The organism is uncultured Eubacterium sp. (assembly GCF_934295145.1).
Taxonomy (GTDB): domain Bacteria; phylum Bacillota; class Clostridia; order Lachnospirales; family Lachnospiraceae; genus Eubacterium_I.
Genome location: NZ_CAKRAS010000003.1, coordinates 13,502 through 31,438, shown reverse-complemented (window position 1 = coordinate 31,438; position 17,937 = coordinate 13,502). Strand labels below are relative to the sequence as shown.

At 42.6% G+C, this 17,937-nt stretch carries 16 protein-coding genes; all 16 read right to left on the bottom strand.

The features are described from left to right. Window positions 1-1,242, bottom strand: coding sequence for an ammonium transporter (locus Q0I54_RS01090; RefSeq protein WP_296115724.1), 1,242 nt, complete (start codon window positions 1,240-1,242; stop codon window positions 1-3). Window positions 1,243-1,410: 168 nt separating this feature from the next. Further along, a complete protein-coding gene (holA, locus tag Q0I54_RS01085; protein WP_296115722.1) occupies window positions 1,411-2,388 on the bottom strand; it encodes a DNA polymerase III subunit delta in 978 nt (325 codons plus the stop codon). Window positions 2,389-2,531: 143 nt separating this feature from the next. Next, window positions 2,532-3,449, bottom strand: a complete 918-nt coding sequence (gene nadA / locus Q0I54_RS01080; protein ID WP_296115720.1) for a quinolinate synthase NadA — start codon at window positions 3,447-3,449, stop codon at window positions 2,532-2,534. A gap of 100 nt (window positions 3,450-3,549) precedes the next feature. Then, window positions 3,550-4,401 carry a carboxylating nicotinate-nucleotide diphosphorylase gene (gene nadC / locus Q0I54_RS01075; protein ID WP_296115719.1) on the bottom strand — a complete coding sequence of 284 codons (852 nt, stop codon included), beginning with the start codon at window positions 4,399-4,401 and terminating at the stop codon, window positions 3,550-3,552. Next, window positions 4,394-5,680 carry an L-aspartate oxidase gene (locus tag Q0I54_RS01070; RefSeq protein WP_296115717.1) on the bottom strand — a complete coding sequence of 429 codons (1,287 nt, stop codon included), beginning with the start codon at window positions 5,678-5,680 and terminating at the stop codon, window positions 4,394-4,396. The genes nadC and Q0I54_RS01070 overlap by 8 nt, the downstream gene beginning before the upstream one ends. Window positions 5,681-5,784: 104 nt before the next feature. Then, a complete protein-coding gene (locus tag Q0I54_RS01065) occupies window positions 5,785-8,172 on the bottom strand; it encodes a DNA internalization-related competence protein ComEC/Rec2 (RefSeq protein ID WP_296115715.1) in 2,388 nt (795 codons plus the stop codon). After that, on the bottom strand, window positions 8,156-9,142 hold the full coding sequence (locus tag Q0I54_RS01060; protein WP_296115713.1) for a GerMN domain-containing protein: 987 nt from the start codon (window positions 9,140-9,142) through the stop codon (window positions 8,156-8,158). Before Q0I54_RS01060 ends, Q0I54_RS01065 begins: the two co-directional genes overlap by 17 nt. Window positions 9,143-9,157: 15 nt before the next feature. Beyond that, window positions 9,158-10,582 carry a cell wall metabolism sensor histidine kinase WalK gene (locus Q0I54_RS01055; protein ID WP_296115711.1) on the bottom strand — a complete coding sequence of 475 codons (1,425 nt, stop codon included), beginning with the start codon at window positions 10,580-10,582 and terminating at the stop codon, window positions 9,158-9,160. A gap of 5 nt (window positions 10,583-10,587) precedes the next feature. Then, window positions 10,588-11,286 (bottom strand): response regulator transcription factor, encoded by a 699-nt coding sequence (locus Q0I54_RS01050; RefSeq protein WP_296115709.1) that lies wholly within the window; start codon window positions 11,284-11,286, stop codon window positions 10,588-10,590. A gap of 9 nt (window positions 11,287-11,295) precedes the next feature. Next, on the bottom strand, window positions 11,296-11,916 hold the full coding sequence (locus Q0I54_RS01045) for a helix-hairpin-helix domain-containing protein (RefSeq protein ID WP_296115707.1): 621 nt from the start codon (window positions 11,914-11,916) through the stop codon (window positions 11,296-11,298). A gap of 187 nt (window positions 11,917-12,103) precedes the next feature. Then, window positions 12,104-12,541 carry a DMT family transporter gene (locus Q0I54_RS01040; protein WP_109214572.1) on the bottom strand — a complete coding sequence of 146 codons (438 nt, stop codon included), beginning with the start codon at window positions 12,539-12,541 and terminating at the stop codon, window positions 12,104-12,106. 206 nt (window positions 12,542-12,747) lie between these two features. Then, entirely contained in the window at window positions 12,748-13,941 is a 1,194-nt protein-coding gene (locus Q0I54_RS01035) for an aspartate aminotransferase family protein (RefSeq protein ID WP_296115705.1), read from the bottom strand. After that, window positions 13,934-14,833, bottom strand: coding sequence for an acetylglutamate kinase (argB, locus tag Q0I54_RS01030; protein ID WP_296115703.1), 900 nt, complete (start codon window positions 14,831-14,833; stop codon window positions 13,934-13,936). Before argB ends, Q0I54_RS01035 begins: the two co-directional genes overlap by 8 nt. 35 nt (window positions 14,834-14,868) lie before the next feature. After that, a complete protein-coding gene (argJ, locus tag Q0I54_RS01025) occupies window positions 14,869-16,092 on the bottom strand; it encodes a bifunctional glutamate N-acetyltransferase/amino-acid acetyltransferase ArgJ (RefSeq protein WP_296115701.1) in 1,224 nt (407 codons plus the stop codon). Between the two features lie 118 nt (window positions 16,093-16,210). Beyond that, on the bottom strand, window positions 16,211-16,663 hold the full coding sequence (locus Q0I54_RS01020) for a GNAT family N-acetyltransferase (protein ID WP_296115699.1): 453 nt from the start codon (window positions 16,661-16,663) through the stop codon (window positions 16,211-16,213). A 32-nt stretch (window positions 16,664-16,695) separates the two neighbouring features. Further along, window positions 16,696-17,751, bottom strand: a complete 1,056-nt coding sequence (argC, locus tag Q0I54_RS01015) for an N-acetyl-gamma-glutamyl-phosphate reductase (RefSeq protein ID WP_296115698.1) — start codon at window positions 17,749-17,751, stop codon at window positions 16,696-16,698. Between the last annotated feature and the right edge of the window lie 186 nt (window positions 17,752-17,937).

Here is a 17,937-nt window from a genome sequence, read left to right as displayed (position 1 = left end):
TTAATCCCAGCCGTTGAAGGACGGGTATGCTTTCTCACCATGTTCGGACAGATCCAGACCGATGGTCTCGGCACGGTCATCCACACGGATCTTTGTAAAGATACGCACGATTCCAATACAAACCAGTGTTCCGACTACTGCGATTGCAATGGTAATACCGATACCTGCAAGCTGTGCCAGAAACAGATGTAGATCGCCAAATACTAATCCATCCCAGCGTGCAGCGCTGTTGATAGAAGTTTTTCCGAATAACCCGGTTGCGATACCACCCCAGATACCACCGATACCATGGCATCCGAAGGCATCCAGCGCATCATCGATTTTCAGTTTCTGTTTGATCAGTTTGACACCAAAGAAGCAGATTGGGCTGACGAGTGCTCCAATGATAAATGCTGACCAGATCGGCACGAAACCTGCCCCCGGTGTGATGGCTACCAGACCGACAACCAGACCAGTGGATGCACCAACCAGTGTTGGCTTTTTATCCATAATCACATCCAGAAGCATCCAGGATAACAATGCAACACCTGCGGAAATCGCACTTGTCATAAATGCATGTGCAGCAAGTCCGTCTGCTTTTAAAGCACTTCCTGCATTGAATCCGAACCATCCAAACCACAGCATAGATGCGCCAAGAACAACAAATGGAATGTTATGTACCCGATAAGCCACTTTATTATAACCTTTTCTGCGGCCAAGTAAAATAGCCAGTGTCAAAGCTGTGATACCGGAACTGATATGAACGACGTTACCACCTGCAAAATCCACGGAACCAATGGCTGCCAACAGACCTCCTTCGCCCCATACCATATGAGCCAACGGATAATATACAACAACCGACCATAAAGCAATGAAGAAAAACAATGCTTTGAATCTCATTCTTCCTACGAGAGATCCTGTAATCAGAGCTGGTGTAATGATTGCAAACATCATCTGAAAAGCAATGTAAACTAAATGCGGAATACTGTCTGCATAAGGTCCCGCTTCTGACATGCTAATACCATGTAAGAATGCCCAGCGGAAGTCTCCAATAATACCTCCGTGATTGCCGCCAAATGCAAGAGAATATCCAAAAGCAACCCACATTACAACTGCAAGCCCCATGATGGATACACATGCCATCATTGTGTTTACAACATTTTTCCTGCGGACCAGTCCTCCATAAAAAAACGCCAGACCCGGTGTCATAAAAAATACCAGTGCCGAGCAGATCATCATAAAAGCGGTATCTCCTGTGTTCATTTTCAAAATCCTCCTTAACAACACAAAAAAGACGCCCGGATGAATTTCATCCAGACGTCTTTGTCTTTCTGCGTCTGATTCTAGCACAACAAAAATGCAATTGCAACACTTTTTTGTGCTCCAGTTTAAAAAATGCGAATGGTGCGTGTGAACTGTAATTACACTGAATTACTGCATCGTGGAAATGATCAGTAATTCTACCGCAAGCTGGTCTCCCATCTGACCTGTTTTGATATTTTCCTCTGTCTGTACACACTCCCGCATAATTTCTTCCAGTCTCAGGCCATCAAAAGCCCGGGCCTGCCCGGTATATTTGCGCACGGCAAATTCCGGTACACCGACCTTGGAAGCCATGCTCTTATAATCAAATCCGCCGCCGGCCATCTCACGCAGCTGCATCAGGATCTGGAAATGACGTGTGATCAGAAAAAGGATACGCATTGCAGGTTCCTTCAACATCAGAAGGTCGTAATACAGATCCAGTGCTTTTTTCTGTTCTTTGCGGCCAATGGCATCCACCATATCAAAGATTTTTCCACTGATCTGATTGGCACAGATTGCATCTACATCTTCTGCTTCAATCACATCTTTTTCCAGCGTATAACACAGCAGTTTTTCCAGTTCCTGAGCGATCAGTTCCATATCGTTTCCTGTCTTACTCAAAAACAGTTCCATAACCGAACGGGTAATCTTTTTATTTTCTTTTTTCAGTGTTCCGAGAATCCACTGCATCAGAACTGCGTCCGTCTGACGCTTGAATTCTACCACGCTGCCGTACTTTTTGACCTGCTTGTACATTTTTCCGCGCTTGTCCACTTCTTCTTCCACAAAGACGAAATAGGATGTCTCCGGAAGTTCAGCCATGTAAGTGGCAAGGTCTTCCATACTTTTTTTGAAAAATCCACTGTTTTCCACCAGAATGACACGCCGTTCTGCAAAAAATGGCAGTGTCTCCGAAAGGTCGATCAAAGCCTCTGGGCGAATATCTTTCCCGGAAAATACGGATGTATTCATGGTGTCCCCTTCTACCGACAACGCATTTTTCAGACGTATTTTATACTGCTGTACCAGATAAGGTTCTTCTCCATATAGCAAATAGCAATGTTTAAAATTTCCTGTTTTTAAATCTTCCTGTAATGTTTTCATGTCTCAAAGTATAATATGAATGCCCAAAAAACACAAGGTGGGAAAGAAAAAACTCTCCCGCCTTAAATATTCGCAATATTAGAATTTACTACTTAGCACAACTAGCGTTAAAAATCGTGGATTTAATCTGACAATAAACAGAATCAGCCACCAAGTTCTACCATACGGTGAATGCAGCGGCCTGCACCTTCCATCACATCATCCGGCAAAATAATTTCTTCGCCACCACAGCCTTTCAAACAGTTATAAACATCCATCAGTGTAGTAATTTTCATATTCATACAGGTAAGCTGTACTGTCAATGGGTAGAACTGCTTCTCCGGGCAGTCAAACTGCAGATGCTGTACGATACTATTCTCTGTACCAATGATAAATTCTTTGTGCTCGGATTTTTTTGCAAAATCCATAATCCCTGTGGTAGAACCAACGTAGTCTGCCTGTTCTACTACTTCCTGTCGACATTCTGGATGAACTAAAAGAAGTGCATTGGGATGAAGTTCTTTTGCCTTTCTGACGTGATCTGGTGTCACGATCATATGGCGTGGACATCCTCCTGTATAAAAGGCAAACTCTTTTTCTGGAATCTGCTGAGCCACATAGCGTCCAAGGTTTGGATCTGGAATGAATAGAATTTTATCAGAATCCAGTTTTTTACAGATTTCCACAGCAGAGGAGGAAGTAACACAGACATCACACTCTGTCTTTAGTTCGGAAGTTGTGTTAATGTAAGCTACAACTGCATGATCCGGATATTTCTGCTTTAAAGCACGCAGAAAATCGAGATCCAGCTGCTCTGCCATCGGACATCCCGCTGTCGGATTTGCCAGCCAGACTTTCTTTTTAGGACTTAAAATCTTGCATGTCTCAGCCATAAAACGCACACCACACATGATAACACCCTTGCAATTACTTTTTGATGCCTGCACACTCAATCCGTAGGAATCTCCCATATAATCAGCAACTTCTAAAATATCCTGCCCCTGATAGGCATGTGCCAGAATACAGATATCCTGTTCTTTCTTCATACGCATAATTTCCTGCTGTATTTCTGCTATCGTCATTTTGATTTCTCACTTTCTCATTTTTACATATCATTAGATATTTATAAGTACTCCATATAAAAGTTCTATGATATATCACCTGGTAAATATTTTCCACCGCCTAAATTGCATGCAGATGCTTCATGGAAATATCAAGAATCGGAGCAGAATGTGTCAGCGCACCGCTGGATACAAAATCCACACCTATCTCACAGATTTTCGCGATATTTTCCTTTGTAATATTACCGGAACACTCCGTCTGTGCACGACCATTGATCAATGATACTGCTTCTTTCATCACCTCTGGGGTCATATTATCCAGCATAATGATGTCTGCCCCAGCATCAACTGCTTCCTGAACCTGATCCAGTGTCTCTACCTCAATCTCAATCTTTCTGACAAATGGTGCATATGCTTTTGCCATCTGGATAGCCTTTGTTATGCTTCCGGCAGCTCCAATATGATTATCTTTTAATAAAACACCATCAGACAGATTGTAACGATGATTGCATCCTCCACCCACTCGAACTGCATATTTTTCAAAAATACGGCAGTTTGGAGTTGTTTTTCTAGTATCCAGAAGTGTCACTTTACTGCCTTTCAGCAACTCTGCTACTTGTCTTGTATAAGTAGCAATTCCACTCATGCGCTGCAGATAATTTAATGCAACACGCTCACCGGAAAGAAGCACACGGATATCTCCTTGTACAACAGCCATCCGCTGCCCCTGCTTTACATTGTCTCCATCTTTGCAGTAAAATGTTACTTTTGTCTCAGGATCCAACAGATAAAAAACCCTCGCATAAACATCAAGACCTGCGATCACACCATCTTCCTTTGCAATCAGATCCACTTCACCCGGTTGTGCAGTTGGCATTACAGCATTAGTAGACACATCCTCACTTGTAATATCTTCCTGTAATGCAAGGCGGATCAGATTGTCTGCCTGCAGTTTCATTGTTATATCATTCATGACTGTTTTTCACCCTCTCAATCTCATTTTTTACTGCGGTATGATATTCAGATAAAATCTGTTCACGGTCTTCGTATTTCTGAATATCTATCGGTATTCTCTCATATTTTGTCTGTGTTCCAAACAGAATATCATCGGCTGCTCTGCGCGAAAACACCAGTGATTCCAAGAGAGAATTGCTTGCCAGACGGTTTTTACCATGCACTCCATTACAACTTGTCTCACCACAGGCATACAATCCTTTCATTGAAGTGCGGCTTCCAAGATCGACTTTGAGACCGCCCATGAAATAATGCTGTGCCGGAACAACCGGAATCGGCTCTTTGCATGGATCAAATCCTTCCTCAAGACATTGCTGGTAAATGTTTGGAAAATGTGATAAAATCGTATCTTTGCCAAGTGGACGCATATCTTCCCAGACATGATCCGATCCTTCTTTTTCCATCTGGGCAAAAATAGCCTGGCTCACTTTATCCCGCGGCTGCAATTCATCTGTAAAACGTTGTCCGTTCTTATCCAATAGTAAAGCGCCTTCTCCACGAACAGATTCAGATATAAGGAATCTACGTCCTGGCTTCTTTGAAAAAAGAGTCGTCGGATGAATCTGTATGTAATCAATGTGCTCAAGTTGAACCTGATGCTTTAATGCAATGCCAATCGCATCGCCCGTAATATGTGGGAAATTTGTAGAATTCTGATACAAACCACCAAGTCCGCCACATGCTAATACCACATGCTGTGCATAGACCGGATAAACCTTATTATCCTGATCCATAATAATAATTCCACCGCAGACATTATTATTTGCGATTAAATCTACCATAGTCATGTATTCACAGATTTCAATATTCGTTTTTGCCTTTACTTCATCTAATAAAGTCTGTGTAATCTGTTTTCCAGTAATGTCCTCATGAAACAGAATACGTGGTTGGGAATGAGCTGCTTCTCTTGTAAACATCAGATTTCCCTCTTTATCTCTTGTGAAATCAACTTTTCTCTGTACAAGATCACGAATAATATCATTAGAACTTCGAATCATCAGATCTACAGCACGCTCATCGTTCTCATAATGTCCTGCACGCATGGTATCTTCAAAATAATTCTTATAATCATCTTCTCCGCGAAGCATGCAGATACCACCTTGAGCAAGGAAGGAATCTGACTGATCTGCTTCCTGCTTTGTAATTAATAAAATTCGTTTACGCTCCGGTAGGTTTAATGCACAGTATAAACCAGCTGCACCGGTGCCTACGATAATGACGTCATAATATTCTTTCATAGTATTTTTCCTCTTTATAATGCTTTCGCCATTATACTATCATCGTTTACAACTGTCAAGACAGCTGTTTTACACATGTAACCGTATACAACTAGATTTTTGAATTATTCTGTATAATGCTGCAACACCCACTGTCCTTTCCGATATAAAATAGACAGTTGTCCCATATCTTTAGTACAACATATTCTAACTTTCTGATTCCGCAGGCGTTCAATTGTGTCTGGTGACGGATGTCGATAGCGGTTATGTGCACTACTTGAAATCAGTGCGATTTCTGGCTGAATCCTTGTTAGAAATTTCTCACTACTGGAGTAACGCGAACCATGATGAGCTACCTTCAGAGCATTAACCGGCTTTAGCAAATTCCGTTCCAACAATAAAGTTTCCTGTGCTTCACCAATATCCCCTGTAAAAAGCATAGCAAAATCATGGCTTCGCAGTTCCCATACCTGACACAATCCATTGATGTCTGCAGCTGTCTCCTGTACATCTGGATACAGACAGTGTAATTCCATATCCCTTAAATGCAATTCACTTCCTGTCCTTACATACTGTATATTGGTGCCTTTCTGTTTAGCCAAGCTAATCAATTCCTGACAGGCCTCCTCTTTTTCCTGTGCTTTTGCCAGAATCAAATGTCGGATCGGATATTCTGCATCAAGTAGTTCCAGCAATCCTGAAATATGATCCGCATCGGGATGTGTAACAATCCAGTAATCAATAGCCGGTACTCTGTGATATTTCAGAAAAGGAAGCATCCGATAGGTACCGACAGAGGATTCTGAGCTGCTTCCACCATCCATCCATATTCTGCCACCGACGCCATCAGTCAGAAACAGCCCATCTCCCTGACCAACATCCAGCATGTAAATTCCTGGAAGTTCTGCCGGATGAAACAGCAGGGTTCCTGTCAGAAGTCCGCCACAAATTCCGGTAAAAAAGACCTTTTTCCGAATTTCCATATTATCTGTGTGTCTGCATTTCCATATACAGAATAGCGCCAGGAAAAGATAGTAAACAACCATACACCAAAGTTCCGGGCGCCCTGTCAAAAGCAAATTTCCAGGCAGTATTCGCATAAACTTCATACCTGCCTCATAGACATTTAAAATTTCATGACAGCCGACTAACATCCAGCCCGCAATATACGGCAGTTTCGGATAAAGTAATGCAGCCAGTAATCCGCCACCAAGCAGCCAGCCGCTTAATGGAAGAACCAACAGATTTAGAAAAAAAGAATATGTCGGGACTTCATAATAAAACCATGCCGTCAAGGGCAACAGCCATAGTTGTAACCACAGGCTGAACAGGCAATTGCTTTTCAAGGGGAATAGCATTTTTTGTAAAACCAACTCTTTCCAGGGTACTTTCCGTTCCTCGTGTTTCTTCTCTTTCCACCTTGTATCCTGAAACAATATACCATACAACACAATCGAAAGCATTGCGGTAAAAGAAAACAGGAAACCGCTCTGATCCAGTATCATCGGATTTTCAATCATTAATAGGATAGCAGCCAGTGCTAGTCCGTTGGCCGCTTCATAAGTACGGCCAAGTACCTGCGCTCCCATCATACATAGATACATGATAACCGCTCTGCGGGCAGGGATCCCAAATCCACTCATATAGGCAAAGCAGAAAACCAAAACGATGCTGAAAGCCGCAGAAAACAGATAAGATCTACGCATTTTTCTAAGCAACCGATATAGACTGAATCCAATAATGGAAATATGCAGCCCAGAGATAGAAAGCAAATGTGAAATTCCTGCATTCTGGTACACTTGTCTGGTGTCGGGATCCAACTGTGATCTGCTCCCTGCTGCCAGTGTACACAATATTCCTGCATCCCGTTCATTTAAATTTTCGACATACACCTTAACCATCTTTTTTTGAAGTTGATATATGGTTTCTCTTATAAAAAAATGTGGTGCAACATTTTGCCTGATCATGTCCGCATTTACGCGGCAAATAATATTTAATTGTCTGTAATACGTGGCGAAATCAAAATTTCCATCATTTCGCGCATGGGAAAACAACTGTGCCTTCCCGGATACAGTAACCACCGCTCCCACCGGAATGTCGTCCTGTTCGTTTGTTACAATAATTTGCCCAAGAAAAATAGGCGTTTGGTCTGCATTCAGATATGTCTGTCTGATATGATACAGATAAGAATCAGATTTTATTTCTTTACGGCTTACGATGCCGATGATTTCAACCTCTGCAAGGTTCTGAACGACCGCTTGTCGTTCTGCATAAGATGCTATATATCTTCTAGTCCGTGCAGCACCCAAAATACTGCATATTGCGAGGATCACGATCATGACCCTCATTTCCAATCGGGGTGTATTGCCCCGTTGTAATAGTCCGGTCACACAGCCAAATAAAAGAAAAACTGCCGGAATCACATGAATGGCCGATACTTCACCGGCCAGCAGAATTCCAGCAGTCAATGCAGCTGCACACAAACAGATATGTCGTTTACTGTCCAGAATCAAGTAAGCCCTCCTTCTCCTGTTTTTGTACGACTTCAACGTCGTCCCCCTCTTCTGTGACAAGATCCAGATTACGTTTATAATATTCGCTTAATGACATCTTTTCTCGATATGTGATATTTGTTTTTCCGTTGACTGCAATCTGTACCGTGTTGATGGTATCCAGTTCTGTCAGCGAATCCACGATAGAATAAATAATTACGTCTTCTTTGATCTCAAAATTCTGTGCCAGGAAACCTTCCCCAAGATTTACCAGGCACACGCCATCCATGACAGACACACTGATCAGGTCTGTATTATCCGGTATGGCAGATCTTGCATTGGAAGATTTCGGTCCATCTAAAAGCCGCTCCATGATCAGTTTTTCAATAGACGTATTGCTGGAATAATACACATGCTGTGTCTCCCGCACAAGCCCGTCTCCTGTAGTAGAAGCAAAATATAACGTCAGATTTGCCTCCTGAATATTGTTGATCTTCTCCCCCGGATTTTCCACAAAGGAATCATTGGTGAGAATACCGACTTCCTTGCCGTTTACATCCGTTAAGGGCAGATTGTTGACATAGAAAGACACACCTTCCACATCCGGAATCTGCATCATATTGTGGACAACAGCTCCACGGCAAAGCACCTCTTCCGTAACCGGAATATCGCTGTACGCCTTGTTAAAATACAGATAAAGCTGATGATTCGTATATTCATAACGCTCAATCTGTACATTATCCGGAAATATTTTTTGATAATCCACATCATCCGTCTCTTCTGACATCTGATCAATAAATTCTTCGATGAGATCCGTTGTGTCCGATGCCACCGGTTCATAAGACTGGCTCACAATTTTGGTTTTCTGTTTGTTCAGATAAAACATTGTATATCCGGTATTTTCTTTTTTGTGCTTCCCGCATCCGGCAAACGAGCCGAAAGCTACTAAAACAGCCAAACACAAAACACCTGTTCGTTTCCAAATTTTCATAGATATCCCCTTATCTTAACCTGCGATATAGGTCAGAGGAATCCGCACCGTAAAGGTTGTTCCTTCCCCTTCCATACTGTGTACCTTAATCGCGCCACGATGCATAAGGATCGCATTTCGCGCAATGGCAAGTCCCAGCCCGGTACCACCAATCTCTCGTGAATGAGATTTATCTACCCGGTAAAATCGTTCAAAAATGCGATCCTGTGCTTCTTTCGGAATGCCAATACCATTATCTTCCACTGTCACAAAGAAATTCTGATGATCCGCATTCAGAGATACATGTACCCATCCTTCCGGGTTATTGTATTTAATCGCATTCTCAATCAGATTTGATAATGCCAGTGTCAGTTTTACCTCATCTACCTCAGCCACAACCGGACGAAAACTCTCCATCACCAGTTCCACATTCTGTTTCTGGGCAATTGGACGCAGGCGTTTCATAATACGCTCTAACAGCTCATTAATCTGTACGCTCGCAATGTTGATATTTCCTGCAGACTTGTCCATTTTCACAAGTGAAAGAAGATCGTTGATAATCTTGTTCTCACGATCGATTTCGTCTCCGATATCAGACATAAATTCCCTGTAAAGTTCCACTGGAATGTCTTCCTGACCAATCAGGGAATCTGCCAGAACTTTCATAGATGTCAAAGGAGTCTTCAACTCATGGGATACGTTGGATACAAATTCCTGTCGGCTTTCGTCTAATGTCTGCAAACGCTGCAGCATTTCATCGCAAGCTGCAGAAATCGTCTCTGTCTCAGAATAGGAACTGACACTGATAAAATCCGCTTCATAGCCATCCTGCACATCTTTGATAGATTTTGTCAGACGTTTAAATGGTCGAACCAGTCCACTGGATGCGGCAAATCCTGCGATTACAACAATTACTGCTACCAAAAACTGCAACATTAGCGCATATTGCTTTAAAATGCCAAGTGTAGCCGCAATGCTATCGGTAGAAACACTTACCAACATAACGCCAATTACATGTTTACCGGATTCATCATTAATCGGAAGCGTCATTTCAATATAGCGATTGTCTGCATCATATTTTTGCACTGTTTCTCCGCCATAAGACTGTATCACTTCTTCGGACAAAATTGTTTTCTGCTCATCCAGTGCATATGTATCTTTCACAATTGTGAATGTATTGTCGATCAACATGACACGCCCGTCATAAATTGTGGAAAGCTGATCTAGCTGTGTAGTAATGCTTGGTGCTGAGGTATCTAGCAGATAATTATTTGCCACAATCTGTGTGGCTAACAATTTTGCCTGACTTGTGATATCTACGGTACGAGTATCTACCGCTCGTTTTTCATAAGCCGACAAAATACCAGCCCGCAACAGAAAGGTTGGAACAAGTCCAAATAAAATAATCAATAGAAAAATACGGAATTTCAGACTTTTAAAATATGTGATAATTGCTTTCAAATCTACTACCTCTGTTTGTCAGAATGATAATAATAGCCCACGCCCCATTTGGTATGCACATATTTCGGCTCACTCGGATTTGCCTCTACTTTCTCACGCAGACGGCGTACATGCACATCCACGGTACGGAAATCACCTGGATATTCATAGCCCCATACCAGATTCAACAGGCGCTCCCTGCTGTATACTTTTTCCGGTGTCTTAACCATAAGTTCCATCAGATCAAATTCTTTTGCGGTCAGTTTGATCTCACGGCCTTTGATAAAAAGACGTCTGCTCTCACAGTCGAGACGCACATCTCCATCCACGATCACATTCGGATTTTCTTCTACTTCTTTGCGGGAAGTACGACGCATGATTGCTTTCAGCCGGGCCTTAACCTCCAGAATATTAAACGGTTTCGTTATGTAATCATCTGCTCCATATTCCAGACCAAGGATTTTGTCCATATCATCACCTTTTGCAGTCAGCATCACGATCGGTACGTTTGAAAATTCGCGAATCTGCTGGCATACTTGAAATCCATCCAGTTTCGGAAGCATGATATCGAGTAAAATTATGTCATACTCCTTTGATTTTGCCATATCCAGCGCTTCTTCACCGTCATAGGCACAGTCAACTTCCATACCATCCTGCTCCAGACTGAACCGAATTCCTTTCACGATTAATTTTTCATCATCTACCACCAGCACTTTTTTCGCCATTTCGTCACCTCATTGAACTCTAATGTTATCTTTTATCTTGTCATAGGTTCCCTGCTTGATCCCGTCGACATTCATAATTGCCTCCGGATTGGCAAAGGAACCATATTTTTCTCTGTATTCCAGGATCTGTTCCGCACGGGTCTGACCGATGCCTTTTAAGGTCATCAGTTCTTCCACGGAAGCTGTATTAATATTGACACGACTGTCGGTTGTTATCTCACCGTTATCGCTCCCCTGTAATTCAGAGACTTCTCCCTGAAAAGGAATCTGCAGTTTCTGCCCGTCTGTCAGCACTTCTGCCAGATTCACAACTGTTCCGGCTGCATTTTCTGACATTCCGCCGGCCTGCGCTACCGCTTCATAAGCTCTGCTGTCCGCAGGCAGTTCATATACCCCGGGATTGCACACGGCACCACAGACATAGACAAATATCGTGTCCGCCTGTACCAGATCTTCCTGCAGTTCTGTAACCGACAGTTCCTGCGAGGAATCCTTCTTCAGTGATGGTGCTGCTTCCTGCTGTACGGATGACTCCGCTGCCAGAAGAATTTCTTCTGGTTTTGTACCGCATCCGGGTAATACACTCAAAAGTAACAGAACACCCATCCAGATTCGTATCCATCGTTTCATTTTCATCCTCCTTTGTATATGCAAAGGAGATTCTCAAATACCTGTAACAATTTTATCAAATATTACAAATATTACAAGCCTTGTTTTTGCTATCTAAAAAATTCTTAATAATTTCTAAACGACAGAGCAAACGTTTTTCGTATCAGTAGGGTGTACTTCTCTGTTTCGAATTCGTACATCAGTTTTACTACTTCCGCTCCCACTGGAAAATGACCACACCTGTGATCGCAATTGCCATTCCAATTAACTTCTGCATCGACCAGTCCGCTTTCTCCGTTCCGAACCACCCAAGCAATTCTATGACATAGGCAGTGATCATCTGTGCAACCACGATAAAGAGTACCGCCTGCGCCGGGCCAAGGGTATTCATGCTTTTTACAACCGTCAGTGTAATAAACGCACCGATCACACCGCCCACCAGCACATACTTCGGCTGCACTTTCCAGAGAGCCGCAAAAGAAGATCGGTCTGATATTCCCCATGCCGCCAGACAGACAGCCAGCGCGGTAAACTGCACCCAGCTGTTTGCCACCCACAGACTGCTCTGCTTTGTCACATCTGTATTAAATACGCCTTGAACACTCATCAGCATTCCAGATAAAATTGCTATCAAAATTCCCACCATAAGTTCCGCTCCCTTTTTTGTCTGATATATTTTTATGCATGTATTTACTATTATGTCACAGAGCGGATTTTTTATACGCAGGATACTTCTTTTTTATTCAAAACGCAATACGATCTTACTCACGCGTAAAAACAGACAGTCCTGCTTTTCAAAAAGAAAAACACAACTGTCTGCCTGATTTTCAAGTCAAACGTATATAAATTTAATTAGAATGTTGCAAGAATCTCATCTAATTTTGCGGCCATCTCATCCACATGCTCTTTTTCAATTACAAGTGGTGGAACGAAACGAACCACGTTAGAACCTGCGGTAATGATGATCAGGCCTTTCTCCAGAGCTTTTGCCGCAACCTGACCAACCGGAATATTCATCTCCAGTCCCTGCATGAGTCCCATACCGCGACGGTCTGTGATAAAGTCATATTTTGCAGCCAGTTCATCCAGCTTCTGCTCCAGATACGGTGCGATCTCATGTACATGGTTGATGATCTGGTCTTTTTCAAAAATATCAAATACTGCGCTGACAGCAGCTCCAACGAATGGGTTTCCACCGTAAGTAGTTCCGTGATCACCCGGTGCCAGAGATTTGTCTGCCACTTTCTGAGTCATCATAAATGCACCTACCGGCACACCACAGCCCAGTGCTTTTGCAACGGTCATGATATCCGGTTTTACACCATAATTCTGCCATGCAAACATTGCTCCGGTACGTCCCATACCACACTGGATCTCATCCAGAATAAGTAAGATGTCATTCTCATCACAGAGTCCACGAACACCTTTTAAAAACTCTGGATCAGCCGGGTAAATACCACCCTCGCCTTGTACCGTTTCCATAATGATAGCACAAGTCTTGTCAGTAATCTGTGCTTTTACGCTCTCCAGATTATTATACTCGGCAAAGCGGATCCCCGGAATCAGCGGCTCAAACGGCTCCTGATAATGCTTTGTTCCGGTAACAGATAATGCGCCAAGGCTTCTTCCGTGGAAGGAATGCTGCATTGCAATCACTTCGTGACCTGCATGTCCGTCTCTGGTGTAAGCGTATTTTTTTGCTGCTTTTAATGCACCCTCAATTGCCTCGGTACCACTGTTGGTAAAGAAGATACGATCCATCTCAGCGGCAGCCAGTGCTTTTTCGGCGGCTTCCATAGTTGGTACATTATAATATAAATTAGAAGTATGTAATAATTTATCTACCTGATTTTTCAGAGCATCGTTATACTCCTTTTTGCCATATCCGAAGGCACAAACGGCGATACCAGCCGCAAAATCAAGATACTGTTTATTGTCTGTGTCATACAGGTATACGCCCTCGCCGTGATCTAATACAACCGGAAAACGATTGTAAGTATGAAGCAGGGACTGCTCTGCATGATCAATATAATTCTGTTTATTCATGGTCAAATCTTGCCTCCTCATCTCCAAGGATCGCTGTTCCGATTCCTTTGTTTGTGAAAATTTCCAGTAACAGGCAGTGAGCCATACGTCCATCTAAGATATGAACTCTGGAAACACCGTTTTCTACTGCATGGATGCAGTTATTTAATTTCGGAAGCATACCGCCAACGACATAACCGCTGTCAAGCAGGTCTTTTGCTTCAGAAACTGTCAGTTCAGAAATCAGTGTGGACGGATCCTTCGGATCACGGTAAACACCTTCGATATCTGTCAGAAAAGCAAGTTTTTCCGCATGAACTGCTGTTGCAATCGCGCATGCCGCATCATCAGCATTGATATTGTAAGTTTGATAATCATCATCCAGACCGATTGGGCATACGATTGGAAGGAAATCTTTCTCTAACAGGTCAAATAAAATTTTTGGATCTACGGATTTTACATCACCTACAAATCCGATATCCTGTCCCTGAGAATATTTTTTTTCAACTTTCAGTAAACCACCGTCTTTGCCGCTGATGCTGACAGCCTGAACACCCAGTTTTTCTACCATGGATACCAGAGATTTTCCGACTTTTCCAAGTACCATTTCTGCGATCTCCATTGTCTCTGCATCTGTTTTTCTCAGACCGTTTACAAATTCCGGCTCCATTCCGGCTTTTGCAACCCATTTGCTGATTTCTTTTCCTCCACCATGTACGATAATCGGTTTAAACCCAACCAGTTTCAACAGTGTCACGTCCTGAATCACACGTTGTTTTAATTCTTCATCCAGCATGGCACTTCCGCCATATTTTACGACAATGATCCGGCGGTTAAAACGCTGGATATATGGCAATGCCTCAATCAGCACCTCGGCTTTCGCCCGTAATGCTTCGTATTTACCTTCGTTCATCTATCTGTCCTCCTGTAACAAATCACTTTTTTATATTAAGAACGATAATCCGCATTGATTTTTACATAGTCATAGCTGAGATCACAGCCCCATGCAGTTCCCTGTGCATCGCCAAGTTTCAGATCTGCGATGGCAGTTACTTCCGGCTCGGATAAGATTTTGGTTGCTTCTTCCTCGCTGTAATCAAGCGCAACACCGTTCTCGATCAGTTTGATCTTACCGCCTTTGCTCTCAAAATACAGATCTACTTTGTCCGGATCAAAAGTTGCTCCGGAATAACCCATGGCACAGAGAATTCTTCCCCAGTTTGCATCATGTCCGAAAATAGCTGCTTTTGTCAGGCTGGAGCAGATGACAGATTTTGCAAGTACCTGCGCCTGTTCTTTTGTCTCTGCATTGACAACGGTTACTTCAAATAATGCTGTTGCACCTTCGCCATCTCCTGCCATCATTTTTGCTAACGTTGTGTTGACAAAATTCAGTGCTTCACAGAATGCATCATAATCTGCGTTTTTTTCTGTAATCTCCGGATTTCCTGCCAGACCGTTTGCCATTAAAAGCAGTGTATCGTTTGTGGAAGTATCTCCGTCAACTGAGATCATATTGAAAGTATCTTTAACATTGGCAGAAAGTGCTTCCTGTAATAATTCTTTGGAAATTGCAAGGTCTGTTGTCACAAAGGCAAGCATGGTGCACATATTCGGATGAATCATACCGGAACCTTTGCACATGCCACCGATGGTAACAGTTTTTCCGCCAACTTCAAATTCCACTGCCACTTCTTTTTCGTGTGTATCTGTGGTCATAATGGCTTTTGCTGCTGCATTTCCTGCTTCCACACCATTTGCAAGTTTTGGTGCTAATGCCCCCACACCTTCCATGATACGGTCGATTGGAAGCTGTTTTCCAATGACACCGGTAGATGCTACGCAGACAGCACTTGCCGGAATACCAAGTACTTTTGCTGCCTGATCTGCTGTCTTCTGGCAGTAGTCTAAGCCTTCCTGTCCGGTACATGCATTTGCGATACCTGCATTGACAACAACTGCCTGTGCATATTCACTGTTTTTTACAATGTTCCGATCCCAGAGTACCGGTGCCGCCTTTACAAGATTTGTTGTAAATGTTCCTGCCACACGACATGGTACCTGACTGTAAAGCATTGCCATATCGGTACGATTTTCATATTTGATTCCGGCTGCTGTGCAAGCTGCCTGAAATCCCTTTGCCGCTGTCGCGCCACCTGTAATCTGTTTCATGATCCAATCCTCCTGTAAGATACCTGCCAGATCTGTTTCTATGTATATCCGGTATCATCGTATCTGTTATTTTTATCTTTTCATTTCATTTAAAAATTTATTTGAAAACATTGCTTATTTATTCGTTGAATTTTGTAATGTTCTCGTCATTCAAAACAAAGTCATAATAATTCACATCGTCTCTCATCTTCCAGCCTTCTTCCCGCCAGAACTGATTGCCAAGTTCATTTTTCTTAAATGCGATCAGATTAACTTTGTTGATCTGTTCACTCTGTAGGGCACGCATTGCTGCGGTTGCCATCTGTTTTCCTATTCCGCGGTTACGATAAGCTTCATTCACACATACATGGTAAAAACATCCTGTTCTACCATCATGACCGCATAAAATTGCTCCGACAAGCTTGCCGTCTGCTTCTGCCACGATACTTGTGGTTGGATTCCGTTTCAGGAAACGTTCGGTTCCCTCTCTGGAATCATCAATGCTCCGGATACCAAAACCTTTGATCGTCATCCACAGTGCATATACCTCATCGTAATCTTCAATCGTCATCGGACGAATCTTTATTTCCATAAAATCCTGTTTCCTTCCATGTATTTACATATTTACGGGAACATTGGAACAAGATTCAATCCTTCGCTTTCATCCAGACCAAACAACAGGTTCATATTCTGAACTGCCTGTCCCGCAGCACCTTTCACAAGATTGTCAAGAGCTCCCATCATAACGATTCTGCCGGTACGCTCATCAATCTTAAAATTAACATCCACATAGTTGCTGCCCTCTACCCATTTTGTCTCAGGCACAACATCTTTTTCCAGAACACGGACAAATTTCTCATTCGCATAATATTTGTCATAGGCAGCTTTCACTTCTTCATAAGTAGGAAGGGAACCGTCTGCTTTTCTATTTAAAGTTGCATACTCTGTCGCCAGAATACCACGGTTCATCGGAACAAGGTGCGGTGTAAAATTAATCACGATCTCTTTGCCCGCTGCATAACCAAGCTGCTCCTCAATCTCCGGAGTATGACGGTGAGTTGCCACACCATATGCTTTCATATTTTCATTTACTTCACAAAACAGATTTGCTACTTTTGCGCCACGACCTGCTCCGGAAGTTCCGGATTTTGCATCGACGATCAAGGTATCCGGATCAATCAGTCCTTCTTTTACCAGCGGATAAGCAGTCAAAATAGAACAGGTTGTATAACATCCCGGATTTGCCACCAGACGGGCACCTTTCACTTTATCACGGTTGATTTCGCACAGACCATAAACCGCTTCCTCAATAAACTGCGGACTCTTATGCTCGATCTTGTACCATTTTTCATAAGTAGCAACATCTTTGATACGGAAATCCGCACTCAGATCTACGATCTTTGTTTTGGATAAAATCTCCTCTGTCAGAACAGATGCTAAAAAACCCTGTGGTGTTGCGGTAAAGATCACATCTACCTGCTCACAGAGAGCTTCCATATTATCATCCAGACATGTCGCATCTACAATTTCAAACATATTGTGATATACAGATGCATATTTCTGATCAATATAACTTCTGGAACCGTACCAGACAATTTCTACTTCTTTATGTCCCATCAGAATACGTACAAGCTCTGCTCCAGCATAACCTGTTGCTCCGATAATACCTGCTTTAATCATTTGCAGCCTCCTTAATCTTCAACTGAACTGTTTCTTATAATAATACTTCTCACGCAATTCGTAAAGTATTGATTTTCTGCCTTGCATATTTTATACACAAGAGTGTATATTTATACACATATTCAGTTTTTTATTCATTCTTCAATTTTCGGGCATTTTTTGCTCTGCATCAAATAATAGCACAAG